The sequence below is a fragment of the Tunturiibacter psychrotolerans genome (assembly GCF_051013365.1).
Taxonomy (GTDB): Bacteria; Acidobacteriota; Terriglobia; order Terriglobales; family Acidobacteriaceae; genus Edaphobacter; species Edaphobacter psychrotolerans_A.
In genome coordinates this window covers 748,682-769,159 of the sequence record NZ_CP132941.1, presented here as the reverse complement: position 1 = coordinate 769,159, position 20,478 = coordinate 748,682, and the positions used below count along the sequence as shown (strand labels likewise).

The 20,478-nt window shown below is 54.7% G+C and carries 8 protein-coding genes; 6 read left to right on the top strand and 2 right to left on the bottom strand.

The features are described from left to right. Positions 1–549 precede the first annotated feature (549 nt). Genes RBB76_RS03085 through RBB76_RS03075 form a run of 3 tightly spaced genes read left to right on the top strand, consistent with a single transcriptional unit; the run spans position 550 to position 6,325 of the window. On the top strand, positions 550–4,671 hold the full coding sequence (locus RBB76_RS03085) for a non-ribosomal peptide synthetase (protein ID WP_429628879.1): 4,122 nt from the start codon (positions 550–552) through the stop codon (positions 4,669–4,671). Further along, the gene (locus RBB76_RS03080) at positions 4,668–5,513 is read left to right on the top strand and encodes an ABC transporter ATP-binding protein (RefSeq protein WP_429628880.1); all 846 of its coding nucleotides are present in this window, start codon (positions 4,668–4,670) and stop codon (positions 5,511–5,513) included. The genes RBB76_RS03085 and RBB76_RS03080 overlap by 4 nt, the downstream gene beginning before the upstream one ends. Next, positions 5,510–6,325: an ABC transporter permease gene (locus RBB76_RS03075; RefSeq protein WP_429628881.1), complete on the top strand. Its 816-nt coding sequence runs from the start codon at positions 5,510–5,512 to the stop codon at positions 6,323–6,325. The genes RBB76_RS03080 and RBB76_RS03075 overlap by 4 nt, the downstream gene beginning before the upstream one ends. A 374-nt stretch (positions 6,326–6,699) precedes the next feature. On the opposite strand, the gene RBB76_RS03070 is transcribed toward RBB76_RS03075, so the two are convergent. Continuing rightward, a complete protein-coding gene (locus tag RBB76_RS03070; protein WP_429628882.1) occupies positions 6,700–8,142 on the bottom strand; it encodes a sigma-54 interaction domain-containing protein in 1,443 nt (480 codons plus the stop codon). Between the two features lie 846 nt (positions 8,143–8,988). Continuing rightward, positions 8,989–10,281, bottom strand: a complete 1,293-nt coding sequence (locus tag RBB76_RS03065) for a choice-of-anchor D domain-containing protein (RefSeq protein ID WP_429628883.1) — start codon at positions 10,279–10,281, stop codon at positions 8,989–8,991. Positions 10,282–10,992: 711 nt separating this feature from the next. On the opposite strand from RBB76_RS03065, the gene RBB76_RS03060 reads away from it, so the two are divergent. From RBB76_RS03060 to lhgO, 3 genes are all read left to right on the top strand, one after another. Then, positions 10,993–16,281, top strand: a complete 5,289-nt coding sequence (locus RBB76_RS03060) for a beta strand repeat-containing protein (RefSeq protein ID WP_433963514.1) — start codon at positions 10,993–10,995, stop codon at positions 16,279–16,281. Positions 16,282–16,990: 709 nt separating this feature from the next. Next, complete coding sequence (locus RBB76_RS03055) at positions 16,991–18,868, top strand: choice-of-anchor D domain-containing protein (protein ID WP_433963513.1); 1,878 nt, start codon at positions 16,991–16,993, stop codon at positions 18,866–18,868. A gap of 378 nt (positions 18,869–19,246) precedes the next feature. Beyond that, positions 19,247–20,473 carry an L-2-hydroxyglutarate oxidase gene (gene lhgO, locus RBB76_RS03050; protein ID WP_429634939.1) on the top strand — a complete coding sequence of 409 codons (1,227 nt, stop codon included), beginning with the start codon at positions 19,247–19,249 and terminating at the stop codon, positions 20,471–20,473. Positions 20,474–20,478 lie beyond the last annotated feature (5 nt).

Below are 20,478 nucleotides of genomic sequence, written 5' to 3'. Positions count from 1 at the left end.
CCGTCACGAGCGAAACTCCTAAAGAGAAGTCGCGAACTAGCATAGGATCTCTTAAATCTGGGAGATTCCCGAGCACCTTGGCGATATACAAGATAGCCCGATCTTTCATAGAGGAGATTCGCATGGCAGCTCGGTTGACCAGCATTGTTGGTCTGACCTACTCGTCTGGGGTTTACTTGGTGAGGCAACGCTACTATTAGATCGCAAAATTTTGTTACTTTTTGGAACACATTTTCCGCACCAGCAACTTATCCGTTACAAATCCGTCGTTTCGTCACTAGAAGTCCGGCAAGGATTTCCCTAAATAACCTGCCGATTTCTTTGCTGCGAACCAGAATTGGCCGCGGTATCAATAAAAGTTCAATACTCACGGGAAGTTGGAAACAGAATTGCTATGGTTCCCGTTTGGTATCTCTCAAATCTATTGACAGTTAGAAGTTCAAACAGGACCTTATGCCTCCCGGATTTCCCCTCATACTCAAGCTGACGATCCTTGCTGACGAAGGTTTCAGAAGTTTCTAGTTTTAATCGCCTACACGGACCGAGAATATGAGTGAACATGTCGATCTGAGTAAGCTCGCCGGAATGGATGCCAGAGCGAAACGGGAACTGCTTTCACAGTTGCTTCGAGAGGCGGCAGGGGCTGCAAACGACCCGTTCAAGCTCTCGCTCGGGCAGGAGGCACTCTGGTTCTTACATGAGCTTGCGCCCGAAAACGCGGCGTATAACGTTGCCTTCTGCGTCCGCTTGCGCGCTGATGTCAATTACGAGCGCCTGGAGCGATCTATTCGAACGCTGATCGAGCGCCACCCGATGTTGCGATCGACACTCGGGCTCGATACAAATGGGCTGGAGCAACATGTCGGCCCGGTTTCGGAACGCCCGCTCGAAGTGGTAGGAAGTTTCAACTGGAACGAAGAAGAGCTAGCACTCAGGGTAGACACGTTCTATCGGCGTCCTTTCGATCTCATCAGGGGGCCGCTGTTCCGCTGTACGTTGTTCCTCCGTTCCGATACGCACCATATCCTGCTCATCTCCGCGCATCACATTGTCTTTGACGCGTGGTCGCTTGGAATTGTCCTTTCGGATTTGACATTGATCTACGAGGGTGCTGATCCCGGCTCTCTGCAACCGCCGGGATCGTATGCCGACTATGTCAGGTGGCAGCGAACTATGATTGAATCGGAAGAAGGATTGGAAGCTTGGCGTTACTGGAGTTCCCGGCTAAGCAACCTACCATCCATTGATCTGCACACTGATCACCGGCGTCCCACCGTCCAAAACTTTCGGGGTGCCACGTTCGATTTCGCGCTGCCGGCCAGCGTAGCCATGCAGATTAGGGCCTTGGCCCAGGCAGAGAATGCCACCACATACACGGTGCTAGTGACAGCGTTTCATGCCTTCCTGCACAGGTACACAGGCGCGCCAGAGGTGCCCATTGGAACGCCCCTGATCGGACGGAGTCGTCCAGAGTTTGAAAACATCGTCGGCTACTTCGTCAACCCCGTTGTGGTGTGCGCACCGATTGAAACGGGCACCACATTCCGCCAGCATTTGGCGGCCATGCGTGAGGTGACTATTGAGGCTCAACGTTACGGAGACTTCCCGTTTCCGGAACTCGTCAAGCGTTTGCAACCGGAGCGCGAACCCAGTCGCATGCCCTTGTTCCAAGTAATGTTGAATCTGATCAAAACTGCGCATGTAGGCTCCGGGGGAGAGGTGCTACAGCCACACACCAGTACTCCTCTCCAATTAGGCTCCCTCGCCGTCGAAGCTTACCCGCTGAGCCAGCAGGAAGGACAATTCGACCTCGACTTGACCCTTCTGGATACAGGTTCAGCGATGCCTGCATCGCTTAAGTACAGCACCGATCTGTATGAGGCCGCGACCATTGAGCGCATGACCGGGCATTTCATCAACATATTATCCGCTGGAATCCTGACTCCCGACAGGCCGATTGCCGAACTGCCCATGCTCAGCGGGCCGGAATGTGAACGCCTTCTTGCGAACGCCCAAGGTCCGCAAGTTGCCTATAGCTCCGACCTTTGCGTCCATAACCTGTTCGAGCAGCAAGCTGCCGCAACGCCCCGTGTTGTCGCAGTGATCTGTCGCCGCGATCAAGCCACTTATGAGGATCTCGATCGCCGAGCGAACCGGCTCGCAAATTATCTTAGATCGCTAGGTGTTGGGCCGGAAGTTCTGGTCGGAGTTTGCCTTGAACGGTCGATTGATTTAGTCGTCGTCTTATTGGGGATCATGAAGGCGGGAGGGGCATATGTACCTCTCGACCCGCGATACCCCCCAGACCGCGTCGCCTTTATGCTAGACGACTCCGGTGCAAGGGTGTTGGTAACGGAGCAGCAGTTTCTCCTTAATCTGTCGACGACGATGACCAAAGTGGTCTGCTTTGATCGGGATCGCAATCTAATTGAACGCCAGAGTTCCGCTGTGCCGTCAAGCGGCTTGAAGCAAAATAATCTGATGTACGTGATCTATACCTCGGGATCAACCGGTAAACCCAAGGGTGTTCAGATCACGCATAAGTCCGTCGTGAATTTCCTTGCCTCCATGCGGAGTGAGCCTGGGATATGCGAGAGTGACCGCTTGCTCGCCGTCACCACAATATCCTTCGACATCGCCGGCCTGGAGGTCTACCTGCCGCTTACATCTGGGGCCAATGTCATCCTTGCAACCACCGACATCGTCGGGGACGGGATAGCATTGGCCGGGTTGATCAAGAAATCCCGCCCAACTCTCATGCAGGCAACACCTGCGACGTGGCGCATGCTGTTGGAATCGGGATGGACGGGGTTTGACGGGTTGAAGATATTGTGTGGTGGTGAAGCGCTTTCGCGCGAGCTGGCCAATCGACTGCTGACCGTCGGCGGTGAGGTTTGGAACCTGTACGGGCCAACCGAGACTACTATATGGTCGGCCGTACACAAAGTCGACAACCGGGAAAGCGCCGTTCCTATCGGCAGGCCTATCGCGAACACTGCTTGTTATCTGCTCGACGCGGTTGGGCAGCCGGTCCCAGTAGGAACGCCTGGCGAACTCTTTATTGGTGGAGACGGCGTTGCTCGGGGGTACTTGAATCGACCGGAACTGACCGCCGAAAAATTTGTCCCCAGCCCGTTTGATTCCGACCTCCGCCTGTACCGCACGGGTGATTTGGCGGTCTATCTGCCGGACGGCAATATCGAATTTCTCAGACGTATCGACAATCAGATAAAGCTTCGCGGGTTTCGCATCGAACTAGGTGAAATCGAAGCCGCTCTGGAGGAGCAGCCTGGAGTTTGTCAGGCCGTCGTAGTAATTCGCGAGGACGTTGCCGGCGATCCACGCCTAGCTGCATACGTTACAGCACGGGAAGGTGAGGAAGTGAATACTGAGGAGTTACGGTATGCACTCGCCACCAAGATCCCCGCCTATATGGTGCCGTCCGCCTTCATGGTACTGAATGCTTTCCCTCTGACTAATAACCGCAAAGTTGACCGCCACGCGTTGCCGGTTCCCGACGATCACTTATATCCACATGAAGACTACGTGCCGCCTGGAACTGCGATGGAATGCAGGGTTGCCGAAATTTTTGAGGATCTACTTGGCATCGAGCGGGTCGATATCATGGAGAACTTCTTCGAGCTGGGTGGGCATTCACTGCTAGCCGCGCGGCTGCAGCGACGTTTGCGCGAGAGATTCGGCAAGGAACTCGCACTGATGGAATTGCTGGAGCGCCCAACTGTGGCGGCAATAGCCGATCTCCTCGGCGCGGCGGATAGCGTAGCACCGGAACATGCTCCATGGCAATGTCTAGTCCCTGTTCAAAGGCGGGGCACGCGCGCACCCCTTTTTCTTGCGTGTGGCTATGGCAACGACGTGAACGAGACCCCACTGATCCTAGCGAGACTGGCAGCGCACTTCGACGGGGATCAACCCGTTTATGGTCTGCGGCCCAGATGGGTTCGCGGCGGTGCCAGCGGTTACCTGAGCATCGCTGAAATGGCGCGTGAGTGTCTTTCAGAAATGCGGACAGTTCAACCTGCTGGTCCATACCTCGTCGGAGGATATTGCTTTGCTGGTTCAGTGGCAATTGAAATCGCCCAGCAACTGCTCCGTGAAGGTGAAGATGTGCGGTTGCTCGCTCTCATCGATAGCTTGCGGCCCAACGCTCTCCACACGTTCCTAGTCAATCTCATCAACTACGGCGGCTATCTCAGGCGAAGAGGGCAACACATAGGCGAAGTTCTCCGGGGGCTGCTGATTGCCAGAGGCGGCTCCAGGAAAGCTCGCCTTTCTGAGCTAATGGCACGTAAGCTTGAAAACCTTCGGTCGCAGTCCGGTTCGAACGGGCTCCTGAGTTCCAGAGATCTTTTCGAACATCATCGGCAACTCCTGCTGCGTTACCGACCCGAGCCATTCATGGGACCGATAGGTCTTTACGTGTGCGAGAAGTGGTACGACTCAATCGTTGCCAGTAAGTGGCGTCGCCTCTTCGAGCGGTATCTGGGTTGGCAAGGCATCGCGAGGGGCGGCCTGAGTGTTTACAAGGTGTCAGGAGATCACCATGCGCTGCTAACGGTGCATTCCGACGAGCTTGCACGATTCTTGGCGGACGGCATCAACGCCGCATTGTCCGGGGCGTCGGAGAAGAAGGTGGGTCTCGTATCATGAAACAGTTGTCTAGCTCCAGCCCTCCCGCTGTTGTTCAGCTGCTACCTGTACCAGAAGCGCCGATTATCTCGGTAGTCGACGTCACGATGAGTTTTCCCATTGTGAAGCGATATCGAGAAATGCTGTTGCACCCCCTCCGACCGCGGCGCGTGCACACAGCACTGTCCAGCGTTACCATCGAAATCCAGAGGGGCGACCGTGTCGCGGTAATGGGACCAAACGGCGCGGGCAAAACGACGTTGTTAAAGCTCATAGGCGGCCTGATACTTCCAACCAAGGGAGACGTTGTCGTTGATGGGTTCAATACGAACTACGACAGTGGCGCCGCTCGAAAATCTGTAGGCTTCGTCCTGAACGAGGAGCGAAGCTTTTTCTGGCGCCTGACCGGTGCCCAGAATCTTGAATTTTTCGGCACCTTGGATAATCTCGGTGGGGTGGATCTCCGTAATCGTATTCAGGAACTAACCAGTTTGGTTGGGCTGGAGGAAGCGGCGGCGCGAGTTGTGGAGGGCTACAGTTCTGGAATGAAACAGCGGCTTGCGCTGGCGCGCGGGCTAATTACTGCGCCTAGCGTGCTGATTCTCGACGAACCGACCCGTGCCCTCGATCCAATAGCTTCCGACGAGATGATCGATCTAATTCTTAGCCGTATATATGTTGACTCTCGCAAAACGCTTTTGATCGCCACGCACCGGATGGACGAAGCGCTCAAACTCTGCAACAAGGTGCTCGTCATCGATAAGGGGCGTGTCCAGGCCTTCGACACGATATCGGATCTGAAGCGGGACAGAATTACGCTCCCGCAGTATTACCGTAGAGCGCTTGCGGTGGGGGAAATATGATTCCATTGCTGCGCAAAGCCTGTGCATTCGTCGTACGGGACTTCCGCATAGAGTCCGGCTATAAAACCGCATTCCTGATCCGCATTGTTGACTCAATGATGCTCCTGGTTCTGTTCTACTTCCTGAGCCAACTCATCACGCCGCGCACCTCGCCCGGGTTAGGCGAGCATGGGTACGGCTATTTCTCCTTTGCGCTTATCGGGCTGGGATTCGCGCGCTACTTTGATTTGACGCTGCGCATGTTTTCGGAATCCATCCGCCTAGCCCAAGTGACCGGATGCTTTGAGGCAATGATGAGCAGCCAGACCGGATGCATCGCGGTCGCCCTCATGTCCTCACTTTATGGCCTCATTTCGGGGGGAGTGCAACTGGTCCTGATTCTCGCGGCGGGAGTCGTGGGGTTCGGGCTGGACTTGACCCACTTGAATCTTCTAGCAACCGCATTGGTTCTCGTCCTGTCTCTCACGATATTTGTCGCTTTCGGCGTTCTGTCGGCTGCTGCTGTGGTCTGGCTCAGGAAGGGAGATCCGATTACGTGGATCCTCGGCGGTTTCGGTACGATCGTAGGGGGAGCCTACTTTCCGGTCAATATGATGCCGCCCTGGATGCAGAAGATCGCTCTGGTAAATCCGATCACCTATTGTCTCGAGGCTCTCCGCATGACGATGCTTCAGGGATATTCTGTTGTCATGATCGCAAAGCCTCTCGCCATATTGCTGGGGATTGTGGCGATTTTCCTGCCGGTCAGTCTTGGATTGTTTGCCGCGGCAGTCCGAAAAGGCAGAAGAGAAGGAACGCTGACGCAGTATTAGCGACTCGCTATTTCCGGAGTGGATATCTGTAGGCCTTGCTGAGGGCCTTTTAAATTAAGAAGCAGAGACTTTCATGTGTGGTCGGTCCGCACAGATTCCGGTGAGGCCGAGCCACCCGCTTTCGGCTCGTTCTATCGCCACCGGAACGAAACCGCGCCGGGAAATTTCGCTTCGAGGGTCTCCTGAATGCGGTCATCCTAGGCCGCGACACTTCGCATTGCGCTTCCATGCTAATCGGTTGAAACGGCCTTAAAATCCACAGACCTTACCGGTCTTGGGTGTTCCAGCCCCCCTCCGGGCACCAAGATCCAACAGCTTAACGGAGTAGAGGCCATCTCGCACGAAAGGCTTTTTTTAGTGTTACCAAGAGCGATTTATGCGCTCAGTCTGTGCTGCTGAATCTTGTACAGCAGGGTGCGATAACTAATATTCAGGTTCACTGCAGCTTTTCTGCGATTCCATCCTGAGGCCGACAAGGCATCTTGAAGGATGCGGATCTCTGTCTCATTCTTGACTTCATTTACTGCGTTTTTCATGCTGGCGGCAATCGGCGATTTGTTTATCGCCGCCTCTGTATTGGTGTCTTCCCTGGAAGACAAGACTTTGGTTCGCGTCTTGGCTCGCAAGTCGTTGTAGGCAGATTCCTCGTCCCTCAAAATGAGTGTGCGAGTAACGAAGTTGCGTAACTCGCGAAGATTCCCCGGCCAGTGATATTCCTGTGCCGCTTCAACGAGCCGCCTGGAAAGAATAATTGGCTTTCCGAATTCCAGCGCTCCCCGGAGAAACATTTGTTCCATCAGCAGTGGTATTTCTTCGCGACGTTCGCGAAGCGGTGGAACAGTGATCGTCAAGATGTTGAGGCGATAGTAGAGGTCTTCACGAAAACGCTTTTCAGCGATCGCATCCTGCATATTAATATTCGTTGCGGCCAAAACGCGGACATCTGCTCGAGATGGCGAACGCGCCCCCAGGCGGCAAAACGATCCATCTTGCAGCACATGGAGCAGCTTGGCTTGCATATGCGGGCTCATCTCACCGATTTCGTCCAAGAGGAGAGTTCCTTTATTTGCCAGTTCGAACAAGCCAGGCTTGGATCTTAATGCGCCGGTAAAAGCTCCTGCTTCGTAGCCGAATAATTCACTTTCGAGGAGTTCTGTGGGCAGGGCAGCGCAGTTAATATTGAGAAATTTACCCTCCGGGTTTGGGTAGTACTTGTGAAGCAGCATCGCCACAATTTCCTTCCCAACTCCACTTTCGCCCAGAATGAGCACGGGAACGTTAACCGGAGCGAGAAGCCGGACGTCCCTGTAAAGCTGCATCATGATTGGGGACGCCGCCAGAAAGAAACGGTCGTTGTCCAACTCTTCCATGTGGTAGTGAGGAACATTTATCGACGTGTTGGCGGCGGGACTTGCGGGCCCTGCTGTCTCGAGGCTCTGCGCGATTGTGTCGAAACTAGGTTGGGTTCTGAGCTTTTCGATGTCCTGCCTCAAAAGCGGCATGGTCAACACCGTATCAATCTTCCACTTGGCTGCATGGTGTCTCCATGATGTGTCTCCGGCCTCTGCGAGGATGCACAGCTTTTCTCTCGAGAAGTTTTGCAAAAGCGCAACGGCAAACAGATTTTCATTTGAACGATTTCTTGTCGCGTGAATCAGGAGAAAATTCGCCACCAATCCACGATGCAAAAGCTGGAGCGCCTCCAGAGGGCAGGAAACGCAGACTGCGCTATTACCTTCAAACTCAAACGCACTGTGAATCAAGTTGCAGACCTCAGCGTCGTCACTAATCACCAAAATTTTCACAGCGCCTATCATCAAAACACCTCGTTACCCGGGTAGGAAGCTGAGTGGACAAAGTCGAGCCGCGTCAAAAGCGGACTGCAGGAGCAGCCGCCTCCTCAAGGTATGTGTTGCTAGGACGGTTTGTAGAAACCCAAGAGAACCTCTTGCAAAACTATCTGCCGTGACCGATTGGGATCTGGCATGTAGCGAACGAAGTAGCGAAAATCTTGCAGAATCCGTAGAAAATAAGTGCCAAAGCATCACAAATTTTCAGGTAACGCCGAGCTAGGTTACTTGCTCTGTTTGAGGGCCAAGGCTAAAATCGGTCTCAGTCGCTGCTGAAGTGGACAAAATTTATCGCCGGCCCTTAGAAGTGTCAAACAAAAAAATAGGAAACTCCATTCATACTTCTTTGCATAATTTTGCTATGCAATCTAAGTCATTGAAGATGAACGATAGCGATGGCTATTCAAGCGTGAGAAGTATTTAAGTGGTCCGAGAATTGATAGTTTCGTCAATGGATCAACTGCATATGAACGAGTTACGAACTCGCGTACCGGTAACTTCCAGGTACCCATTGGTGGGTTGGGAGAGCGATGTTAGTTGTGAAGGACCGAAATCGAGAATCACCCGTTCCGAATCAGTCTCCTGCGAAATGGGAAGAAAAGTCCCAGTCTTTGAGCACCACTTGCGTGTCACAGATTTACAGGTTAGAACAATCGCTCCGGACAACTCACCCGGTGACATGGCGTCACCGGGTGAATTGCTTGCGCGCCACTGCGCAACATTGTCAATTCCGTTATTCGATATTCAGCAACCATCCGCTGTCGGTAGTATCGGAACGCTTGGAGTCGACGACGTTCGGTACGAGTGTGCGGTTTACGGCACTTTTGCGGTTATCTGATTGGAATAGGTACTTTGCGCTCCGCTTGGTGACGTTGCGGTGACGACATAGTAGTAAGTGGTCCCCGAGGTTACAGTACTGTCGGTATATTTCGTTGGGACTACCGCCGCGCTGTTGACCTTGGAGTAAGAGCCTCCGGAAACGGTGGAACGGTATACGTTATAGCCAGCGATTCCGGTCCCCGTGTCACTCCATGAAAGTGCCACAGAGTGTTGTGCGGCAGTTCCTGACAGGGGCACCGACAATGTTTTGTTCGAAGCGTTGCTTGTGATGGTCAAGGTTCCCGAAGCAGAACTACTTGCTTTTGGGGCGAAGGTGACTGTCAATTGCACAGATTGTTTGACTGCAAGGGTGAGAGGGGTCTTCACGCTAGTAAGTGAAAAGCCTGTTCCTGCCACGCTGACGGCAGAGACGGTGACAGATGCTGATCCTGAGTTGGTGATCGTCGCGGTCAGTGAACTTGTGCCGTTGAGGGTTACATTTCCGAAACTCAACGTGGTGGGACTGGAGGCCAAAGTTCCCTGCGTGGCGGAAACGCCAGTGCCGGTGAGCGAGACCGTTAATGGCTGAACAGACGAGACGGTGCTGGCAAAGTGGATGCTACCGGTCGCAGTACCGGTCGCAGTGGGTGAGAAGACAGCCGTGTAGCTCTGTGTTTTGCCGGGAGCCAGCGTAAACGGTGTTTGAAATCCCGAAATGCTGAATGGCGCTGCAGGATCCTGGACAGAATCTATGGTGACGATCGTCTTGCAGTTGCTTGTGAGAGCAACAGAAGAGGAGATCTGGAATCCATCGGTAGTGTTTGGGAAAGTGATCGTGGCTGGAGTCTGCGACAGTTGGCATGCGTATGAGGTTGATTGCGCCGGGACTGTAACGGACTGCCCATTGACGGTGATGTTCTGGGCCGTCGCCTGCTCCTCCACCTGCACGGTCTTATGCACACCGGGATCTGGGTCCACATTGCCGAATGCAGCTTTGCCGATGACTATGCTGACGGTGGTCGCAGATGTGGCGGGAGTGAAGGTCTTGGGAGAGGTCCACTCTGCGGGTGCTGGCGCGCCAGCGCCTGCGCTGCATGCGCCGGGCGTGGCATGTGCGGCGCAGGTGGAAGCTACCTGGCCGAAGCGAAGAGTAATCGATCCTGTTGCGGTGACTGTCTGTCCCTCTTGGGCGTTCAGAGTGAACCAGACTGGAGTGGTCTGAGAGTGGCTGAGTGCGGGAAAAATGAAAGAGAATGCGGTGAGCGTTACCGCCAACAGTCTGTGCATCAAGCGTTTGTTCCTACCTTATCTGGGGGATCTCTAAAAACCAGAAGAGGCAGGTGAGGTAAAACACTTGATAGATCGGGAGCCGTTGCACCAGGACTTGGGGAGGTCAGGTGTTTTGGTAAAGAATTACTTTTTCCACGATAAAGGAGCGCGGTAGACCCAGTATACTCGATCAATTGCCGATCGCCGGTCCGAAGTTGTTTGACGATTTGATGAATTGTGGGCGAAGTTTGCTCTCACGAGTTCTCCGATAGTCTCTCTTCTCTGAATCCAAAGGATCTGCAAATCAGGCTAACAAATTGATCGCACCAGGATTATGACTCCAGAACCGTTACAAATCCTTTGTAGCGAGGGCGATGAATTGATCTCCGATGTCGTATGCAGAATCCGCATTTTTTTTTGCTGTGGATTGTATTGGCAACTCAACGGCCCAAGCGACGGGACCGTCATACCCAATTCGTGTTATTGTCCTATTTTGTGAATGGATAATACCCTTCAACCTAAGACATGAGGTCATTCCCCACTCCCCTGGCCTTATAGGTTTGATTCTAAACGAACGTTTTCGTTTCAGCGAAAACTGGGAATGAGTTAAGCCTCCGAGCAGCTGCGATCTGCCGGACTAGGCAACCGAGCCCCGTTGTGCAAAACCCTTTTCCTTTTTTTATCTGCCTCTGATTCGTGCATGTTTGCAACTTTCAAGAGGTGATGTTGGTGTCAGATATCTACGCGATTTTTTTGCTTTCGGGCCTGGGTGTATCGGTACCCGCTGTCCTCTTGAAGGACGCGTCTTCGAGACGGAATGGATATCGAGTCCGATCTGGAGCAAAGACTCTCTGGCTCGGCGGATTGGGAAAAGCTCTACTGTTTGCCCTGGCATGCTGCCTGACGATGGTGGTGTCGGGTTGTGGGTCGGGTGCGATCGATCCAAATGCTGGAGGTGGTGTTTTTGTATCGCCCGGCAGCGTCAACTTTGGAAACGTGCCTGTTGGTCAAGAGGTTGATAGCAGCGTACAGGTGACGAACGGCGGTTCTTCGTCAATAGCTGTCTCTCAAGTAAACGTTTCAGGCCAGACGTTTGCCCTCGTTGGCGGGGCTAATATGCCGATGAGCATTCCTGCTGGTGGTAGCTACACTCTAAAATTTGGCTTTACGCCTTCCGCCGCCGCCAATTATTCCGGGCAGGCCACGCTTATGGGTACGGCGGGGCAGATGGTGGCGCAAGTCCCCTTGCAGGGGCAGGGGACATCTCAGACTACTCCCCAACTGACGGTGAGTGCTGCGAGTCTGGGCTTTGGCAGCATAACAGTGAACACGGCGACGACGCAGACGTTGACTTTGACATCGACTGGGACCTCTCCAGTTACGGTGAATTCTGCAGCAATTACTGGGGCTGGCTTCACCATCGTAGGAGGTAGTTTTCCAATTACGCTGAATCCGGAACAGGCTGCGACGTTGCAGGTGCAGTTCGATCCAACATCTTCTGGGGCGGCTAGTGGCCAGATCACAATTAGTAGTAATTCTGCGAGTAACAACACGACGGTAGTGGCGCTGACCGGTACAGGGGCCGCCGTATCGAATCCTCAGACAAGCCCTCACCTGGCGGTGAGCGCTACCAGTCTGAGTTTCGACAATGTGACGGTGAACACAGCTACGACGCAATCGTTGACGTTGATGTCGACGGGGACTTCACCGGTTACCGTGAACTCGGCTGCGATCACCGGCGCTGGATTCGCCATCGTAGGGGGCAGCCTACCAGTGACCTTGAACCCAACCCAGTCGATGACGTTGCAGGTGCAGTTCCTGCCGACAGCAACTGGGACAGCGAGCGGTGAGATCACAATTGGCAGTAACTCGACCACGAGCAGTACGATCTTAGTTGCTCTCAACGGTATGGGAACAGCCGCGCCGAGTCCGCAGTTGACTGTGAGCGCTGCAAGTTTGAGCTTCGGCAGTGTGACGGTGAACACGGCGACGACACAGTCGCTGACGTTGACTTCAACTGGGACTTCACCGGTCACGGTTAGCTCTGCGACGATTACTGGAGTTGGTTTTGCGATCGTCGGGGGTAGTTTGCCGGCGACATTGAACCCGCCGCAGTCGATGACGTTGCAGGTGCAGTTCCTGCCGACAGCAACAGGGAGAGCAAGTGGTCAGATCACAATTGGCAGTAACTCGTCGAGCGGGAGCACGAATCTAGTCACTCTGGGTGGTACGAGCACTGCGACACCGAGCCCACAGCTGACGGTGAGTGCTGCAAGTTTGAGCTTCGGCAGCGTCACGGTAAATACGGCGACGACACAGTCGTTGACGTTGACTTCGACTGGGACTTCGCCGGTCACAGTGAGTTCTGCGACGATCAGTGGAGCTGGTTTTGCGATTGTCGGGGGCAGTTTGCCGGCGACGTTGAATCCAACGCAATCTGTGACGTTGCCGGTGCAGTTCCTGCCGACGGCAACAGGATCAGCCAGCGGTCAGATTACGATCAACAGCAATTCATCGACCGGGTCCGCTGCGCAGGTGACTTTGGGCGGTACGAGCATAGCGGCGCCGAGCCCGCAGTTGACCGTAAGTGCTGCGAGCTTGAGCTTCGGCAGCGTGACGGTGAACACGGCGACGACACAATCGTTGACGCTGACCTCGACGGGAACAGCGCCGGTGACAGTAAACTCGGCGGCAATCACTGGTGCTGGCTTTACGATCGTTGGTGGAAATTTGCCGGTGACGTTGAATCCGACAAAGTCGATGACATTGCACGTGCAGTTCTTGCCGACAGCAGCAGGGACAGCGAGCGGTCAGATTACGATCAACAGCGACTCGTCGACCGGCTCTACTGCACAGGTGACTCTGAGCGGTACGAGCACTGCGGCGCCTAGCCCGCAGTTGACGGTGAGTTCTGCGAGCTTGAGCTTTGGTAGCGTGACGGTGAACACGGCGACGACACAGTCGCTGACGCTGACCTCGACGGGGACTTCGCCGGTGACGGTAAGCTCTGCGACGATCACTGGTGCTGGCTTTACGATTGTTGGCGGTGGTTTGCCGGCGACGTTGAATCCAACGCAGTCGATGACTTTGCAAGTGCAGTTTCTGCCGACGGCGACAGGATCAGCCAGCGGTCAGATCACCATCAACAGTGACTCGTCGACCGGCTCCACGGCGCAGGTGACTCTGAGTGGTACGAGCGCAGCGGCGCCTAGCCCGCAGTTGACGGTGAGCGCTGCTTCCTTGAGCTTCGGTAGCGTGACGGTGAACACGGCGACCACACAGTCGCTGACGTTGACTTCGACCGGGACTTCGCCGGTCACGGTTAGCTCTGCGACCATTACCGGTGCTGGCTTTACGATCGTCGGTGGAAATTTGCCGGTGACGTTGAATTCGACGCAGTCGATGACGTTGCAGGTGCAGTTCCTGCCGACGGCGATAGGATCAGTGAGCGGTCAGATCACAGTTGCCAGTAACTCGTCGAGCGGGAGCACGAATATAGTGACTCTGAGTGGTACGAGCGCAGCGGCGCCTAGCCCGCAGTTGACGGTGAGTGCTGCGAGCTTGAGCTTCGGTAGTGTGACGGTAAACACGGCGACCACACAGTCGCTGACGCTGACCTCGACGGGAACTTCACCGGTTACGGTAAGCTCTGCGACGATCACTGGAGCTGGCTTTACAATCGTCGGCGGTAGTCTGCCGGAGACGTTGAATCCTACGCAGTCGATGACGTTGCAGGTGCAGTTTCTGCCCACAGCGACGGGATCAGCGAGCGGTCAGATTACGATCAACAGCGACTCGTCGACGGGTTCCACTGCGCAGGTGACTCTGAGTGGTACGAGCACAGCGGCGCCTAGTCCGCAGTTGACGGTGAGTGCTGCGAGCTTGAGCTTTGGCAGCGTGACGGTGAACACGGCGACGACACAGTCGTTGACGCTGACCTCGACGGGGACAGCGCCGGTGACAGTGAACTCGGCTGCAATCACTGGCGCTGGCTTTACGATTGTTGGCGGTAGTCTGCCGGCTACGTTGAATCCAACGCAATCTGTGACGTTGCCGGTGCAGTTCCTGCCGACAGCGACAGGATCAGCGAGCGGTCAGATTACGATTGACAGCGACTCGTCGACGGGTTCCACTGCACAGGTGACTCTGAGTGGTACGAGCACAGCAGCGCCTAGCCCGCAGTTGGCGGTGAGTTCTGCGAGCTTGAGTTTTGGCAGTGTGACGGTAAACACGGCGACGACACAGTCGCTGACGCTGACGTCGACGGGGACAGCGCCGGTGACAGTGAACTCGGCTGCAATCACTGGTGCTGGTTTTACGATCGTTGGGGCTAGTTTGCCGGCGACGTTGAATCCAACGCAATCTGTGACGGTGCAGGTGCAGTTCCTGCCGACAGCGACGGGATCAGCGAGCGGCCAGATTACGATCAACAGCGACTCGTCGACGGGTTCCACTGCGCAGGTGACTCTGAGTGGTACGAGCACAGCAGCGCCTAGTCCGCAGTTGACAGTGAGCGCTGCTTCCTTGAGCTTTGGCAGCGTGACGGTGAACACGGCGACGACACAGTCGTTGACGCTGACGTCGACAGGGACTTCACCGGTTACGGTTAGCTCTGCGACGATCACTGGAGCAGGCTTTACGATTGTTGGCGGTAGTCTGCCGGCTACGTTGAATCCGACGCAGTCAATGACGTTGCAGGTGCAGTTCCTGCCGACAGCGACAGGATCAGCCAGCGGTCAGATCACCATCAGCAGCAATTCGTCGTCTGGTAGCACGATGGCGGTGACTCTGGGCGGCACTGGCACGACGGCGCCAAATCCGCAGTTGACGGTGAGTGCCACGAGCTTGAGCTTCGGTAGTGTGACGGTGAACACAGGGACGACGAAATCGTTGACGTTGTCTTCGACGGGGACATCGCCGGTGACAGTGAACTCTGCGACCATCACTGGAGCGGGTTTTACAATCGTCAGCGGTAGCCTGCCGGTGACGCTGAATCCAACGCAGGCTATGACCCTGCAAGTGCAGTTTCTGCCCGCGGCGACAGGATCAGCGAGCGGTCAGATTTCGATTAGCAGCAATTCGTCGTCTGGTAGCACGATGGCGGTGACTCTGGGCGGCACGGGCACGGCAGCGCCAAATCCACAGTTGACGGTGAGTGCTACGAGCTTGAGCTTCGGTAGCGTGACGGTGAACACAGCAACGACGCAGTCCATAACGCTGACGTCGTCTGGGACGTCGCCCGTGACGGCGAACTCTGCGGCCATCAGCGGTGCTGGCTACTCAATCGTGGCTCAAAGTCTCCCAATAACATTGAATCCGACCCAGTCGGTGACGCTTCAGGTTCAATTCGATCCGACAGCAACTGGGAAAGTCAGCGGTCAAATTGTTGTCAGCAGCAACTCGACCAGCGGCAGCACGACCTCAGTTACGCTGAGCGGTACCGGCACGGCGGCAAATCCGCAACTGACGGTGAGCGCTGGTAGTTTGAGCTTCGGTAGTGTGGCTGTAAACACAGCGACGACGCAGTCCTTAACCCTGACTTCGACGGGCACGACGCCTGTGACGGTGAACTCTGCAACGGTCAGTGGAGCTGGGTTTACCATCATTGGCGGAAGCTTTCCGGCAACACTGAATCCTAATCAGACTCTGACGCTGAAGTTACAGTTCGAGCCAACCACAGCCGGAGCCCTTACTGGACAGCTTACGATCAGTAGCAACTCGACCAGCGGAAGCACGGCAACAGTCTCTCTATCAGGTACAGGTACCGCGGTTGCACATCAGGTCACTCTGACTTGGAATGCACCGCCCAGTTCTCCCGATCCTGTAGCGGGGTACAACATCTATCGGGCGACCAGCAGCGGATCCTTTGCGCGCATAAACTCCTCGCCTGACACGGCTGTCACCTACGTGGATACCACAGTGACAAGTGGCACTACGTATAGCTATCAGGTAACGTCCGCTGATGTCAGTGGTCGGGAGAGCGTTCCAACAAGCCCGGTAACAGTAACAATCCCGTAGTTTTTTCATAAAGCTGGTTGCTCCATTGGTAAGCCGATTGGGGGAGTGCGTTGAGGTCAGCGGATCGACATGGCGCTTTGGAGGAATGAAATGGCATCGGCATCAGATTTCGATTCGGCTGCTGAGAAGATTTTTTGCTGTATGCGAAGTTCCGTCACTTCCAGGCGGAGACTTAGAGGGAGTTGGGGAATTCTTTCATGCGGCAGAGTGCTGCGATGATTGAGAGGCTCTCGGGGGGGCGAAGGTGCTTCATGTGACTTTGAAGATATTGGGCGTGACTGGTGCCTAGGTTGGCATCGTGAGTTGTTGAAGTTTGTACCATTTTTACTTACAATTAAATAGATAGAAAAAAGATGTTATACTAAGTCTAATCGCCATTCGAAATACGAAAGTAGCTCGTGGCAAATTCTTGCGTTTTGGATGGCCTTTGTTTTTAGCGAACGAAGTTAGAACCGAAGCTGTATAGCATCGCCTCTTTGTTCTTTTTGTTATTTTTTTCTCTTTTTGTCCCATTTTTTCTTTGTTCTGCCTTGAATTTAGGATGGTTGTACCTATTCAAGAGGTGATGTTGGTGACCCGTAGTAGATTTGTTTTTAGGCCCCTAGGCTCCATAGTTTCCTTCGTATTTGGCAATCAGGCCCTCAAATCCTCCTCTCAAAAAAGATTACATTTCCGGACTATTCCGACCCTGCCTGGCACTTGGTTTGGCGTGCTTCTGCTCGCAGTTTGCTGCCTGGCGTCATGGACCGGTGCCGACGCACAGTCGAGTGCGATCAGCTTTGTACAAGTAAACTCAGCCACGCCGCAGTCGCCAACTGCAACAGTGCGCGTGGGCTACCAGGCAGCGCAGACGCCGGGCGATCTTAACGTGGTCGTGGTGGGATGGAACGACACCACGGCGGCGCTACAGTCGGTGAAGGACAGTGCAGGGAACATTTACAGCCTGGCGATCGGACCGACAAGCGGGACGGCGTTGCGACAGTCGATCTACTACGCAGCAAACATTGCGGGTGTCAGCAGCAACACGGTGACGGTAACGTTCAGCCAGGCGGCAGCGTCTCCGGATGTGCGCATTCTGGAATATCGTGGAGTGACGGCGCTGGATGTGACGGCTGGGGCGAGTGGGAATAGTACGAGCGCGAGCAGTGGTGCTGCGACGACGAGGAGCGCCAACGAGTTGATCTTTGGCGCGAGTACAGTAGCGACAACCACCAAGGCGGCGGGGAGCGGCTTTACGTCAAGGGTGGTCACAACGCCGGATGGAGATATTGCTGAAGACAAGATCGTGACGACGACCGGGAGCAACAGCGCCAAAACGTCGCTGACCTCCTCCGGTCCCTGGGTCATGCAGATGGTCACGTTCGGAACAGGTGCGGTGGCCGCGACTCCACAGTTGAGTGCGAACACCGGCTCGTTGAGTTTTGGCAGTGTTACCGTGAAATCCTCCGGGACGCAGTCGTTGACACTTACGTCGACGGGCACGGCGCCAGTGACGGTGAGTTCGGCGTCGGTCTCGGGCGCGGGCTTCTCTCTCGTTGGAGGCACCCTACCGGCGACATTGAGCCCCAATCAGACTCTAACGCTGCAAGTAAAGTTCGCGCCTACCGCAACCGGATCGGCGTCGGGAAGTCTGACGATCAGCAGCAACTCTGCCAGTGGCAGCACGACGGCGGTGTCTCTCAGCGGCACGGGCACGGCAGCGCCAAATCCACAGTTGACGGTGAGTGCTACGAGCTTGAGCTTCGGTAGCGTGACGGTGAACACAGCAACGACGCAGTCCATAACGCTGACGTCGTCTGGGACGTCGCCCGTGACGGTGAACTCTGCGGCCATCAGCGGTGCTGGCTACTCAATCGTGGCTCAAAGTCTCCCAATAACATTGAATCCGACCCAGTCGGTGACGCTTCAGGTTCAATTCGATCCGACAGCAACTGGGAAAGTCAGCGGTCAAATTGTTGTCAGCAGCAACTCGACCAGCGGCAGCACGACCTCAGTTACGCTGAGCGGTACCGGCACGGCGGCAAATCCGCAACTGACGGTGAGCGCTGGTAGTTTGAGCTTCGGTAGTGTGGCTGTAAACACAGCGACGACGCAGTCCTTAACCCTGACTTCGACGGGCACGACGCCTGTGACGGTGAACTCTGCAACGGTCAGTGGAGCTGGGTTTACCATCATTGGCGGAAGCTTTCCGGCAACACTGAATCCTAATCAGACTCTGACGCTGAAGTTACAGTTCGAGCCAACCACAGCCGGAGCCCTTACTGGACAGCTTACGATCAGTAGCAACTCGACCAGCGGAAGCACGGCAACAGTCTCTCTATCAGGTACAGGTACCGCGGTTGCACATCAGGTCACTCTGACTTGGAATGCACCGCCCAGTTCTCCCGATCCTGTAGCGGGGTACAACATCTATCGGGCGACCAGCAGCGGATCCTTTGCGCGCATAAACTCCTCGCCTGACACGGCTGTCACCTACGTGGATACCACAGTGACAAGTGGCACTACGTATAGCTATCAGGTAACGTCCGCTGATCCCAGCGGTCAGGAGAGCGTTCCGACAAGCCCGGTAACAGTGACAGTTCCCTAGTTTTCTTACAAAGCTGGGTGCCCTCCATTGGTAAGCCGATCGGTGGGAGTGTCGCGGTTTGAAATTCTCAAATCTGCACCACCGTCCTATAGGTGCAGAGCGTTACTCCACGGCCTTTCGCAAATGATCCATACGATCGATCCCACAAAAAAAGCTGCCTCGTGAGAGGCAGCTTTGGGTCGAATGGCATTGAGTTGTGGATAATCGTCTAAAACCGGGCAGGGATACTAGGTCGAGAAGTCCAGGCAACGATGCATTACTTACATTTATTGGTTAACTGGCCACGTCTAATGCTTAGAGTATTAGTTCGCTTTTGGAGCAAAGACTCCCAGGTCTTGCGGCGTGCTGCGCAGAGGCATTTGCTAATATTCAAGCAGAATGCCCTCTCAAATCAATGTAGCAATCATCGGCGGCGGAATTGTCGGCTTGGCTACAGGCCTCGAAATCCTTAGCCGTTTTCCAGGGATGTCTCTCGCCGTAATTGAGAAGGAATCCGAAGTGGCTGCTCACCAGACGGGCCACAACAGCGGCGTCATTCACTCGGGAATTTACTACAAACCTGGGAGCCTGAAGGCAAGGCTCTGTACTGAGGGCGTAAACGCCTTACTGCGCTTTTGTGAAGAACACGCCATACCTTACGAGATTTGCGGTAAGGTCATCGTCGCGACTTCACAGGATGAAAGCGCGCAGCTCGATGAACTCTATCTTCGCGGAATAGCCAACGGCCTAAAGGGGCTAAGAATGCTTACCGGAGACGAAATCCGTGAGCTTGAGCCACATGCTTCAGGCATTCGGGGTATACACGTGCCTAGTACGGGCATTGTCGACTATAAGACCGTCGCGAGGAAGTATGCCGAACTTATAGAGCGAGGCGGCGGTGTGATTCATGTTTCGCGCGAAGTAAAAGCATTGAAGCCTTCGGGGAATAATACGGTAATAGAAACAACTCAGGGGCCGATTGAGGCGCGGTTAGTCATCAATTGTGCAGGGCTGCAGAGTGACCGCGTTAGTCACATGGCAAATGCCAAACTCGATTTGACGATCGTTCCTTTTCGCGGGGAGTACTATGACCTGGTTCCGGATAAACACCACTATGTTCGTAGTCTGCTGTACCCGGTTCCCGACCCACGATTTCCTTTCCTCGGAGTGCATTTCACCAAGCGCGTTTCTGGCGGAGTCGAAGCTGGCCCGAACGCTGTGCTGGCATTGAAACGTGAGGGCTATACGAAGACTTCTTTTAATGCAGGCGACGTTTGGGAGTACGCTACCTTTCCGGGTTTCTGGGTTATGGCCGCGAAGTACTGGACCGTGTCCATAGACGAGTACTACCGCTCCTTGAACAAAGCCTCGTTCGTTCGATCTTTACAGCGGCTTGTGCCTGAGGTAACTGCTGATGACTTGGTGCCTGGTGGATCAGGTGTGCGCGCTCAGGCTCTGGGAATCAATGGGAAGTTAATTGATGACTTTCACTTTGCTTACACAAAAGGCGTCGTCCATGTGTGCAATGTCCCATCTCCTGCTGCCACAGCCTCGCTTGCGATTGGGAGACACATCGTAGAAACGGTCTTGCAACGCGACGATGATCTGCTGACGGTACATAGATAACTATC

Bases quoted from the DNA above. Each gene is read 5' to 3' on its own strand.
- RBB76_RS03085 (WP_429628879.1), top strand. From the start codon at position 550: ATGAGTGAACATGTCGATCTGAGTAAGCTCGCCGGAATGGATGCCAGA.
- RBB76_RS03080 (WP_429628880.1), top strand. From the start codon at position 4,668: ATGAAACAGTTGTCTAGCTCCAGCCCTCCCGCTGTTGTTCAGCTGCTA.
- RBB76_RS03075 (WP_429628881.1), top strand. From the start codon at position 5,510: ATGATTCCATTGCTGCGCAAAGCCTGTGCATTCGTCGTACGGGACTTC.
- RBB76_RS03070 (WP_429628882.1), bottom strand. From the start codon at position 8,142: ATGATAGGCGCTGTGAAAATTTTGGTGATTAGTGACGACGCTGAGGTC.
- RBB76_RS03065 (WP_429628883.1), bottom strand. From the start codon at position 10,281: ATGCACAGACTGTTGGCGGTAACGCTCACCGCATTCTCTTTCATTTTT.
- lhgO (WP_429634939.1), top strand. From the start codon at position 19,247: ATGCCCTCTCAAATCAATGTAGCAATCATCGGCGGCGGAATTGTCGGC.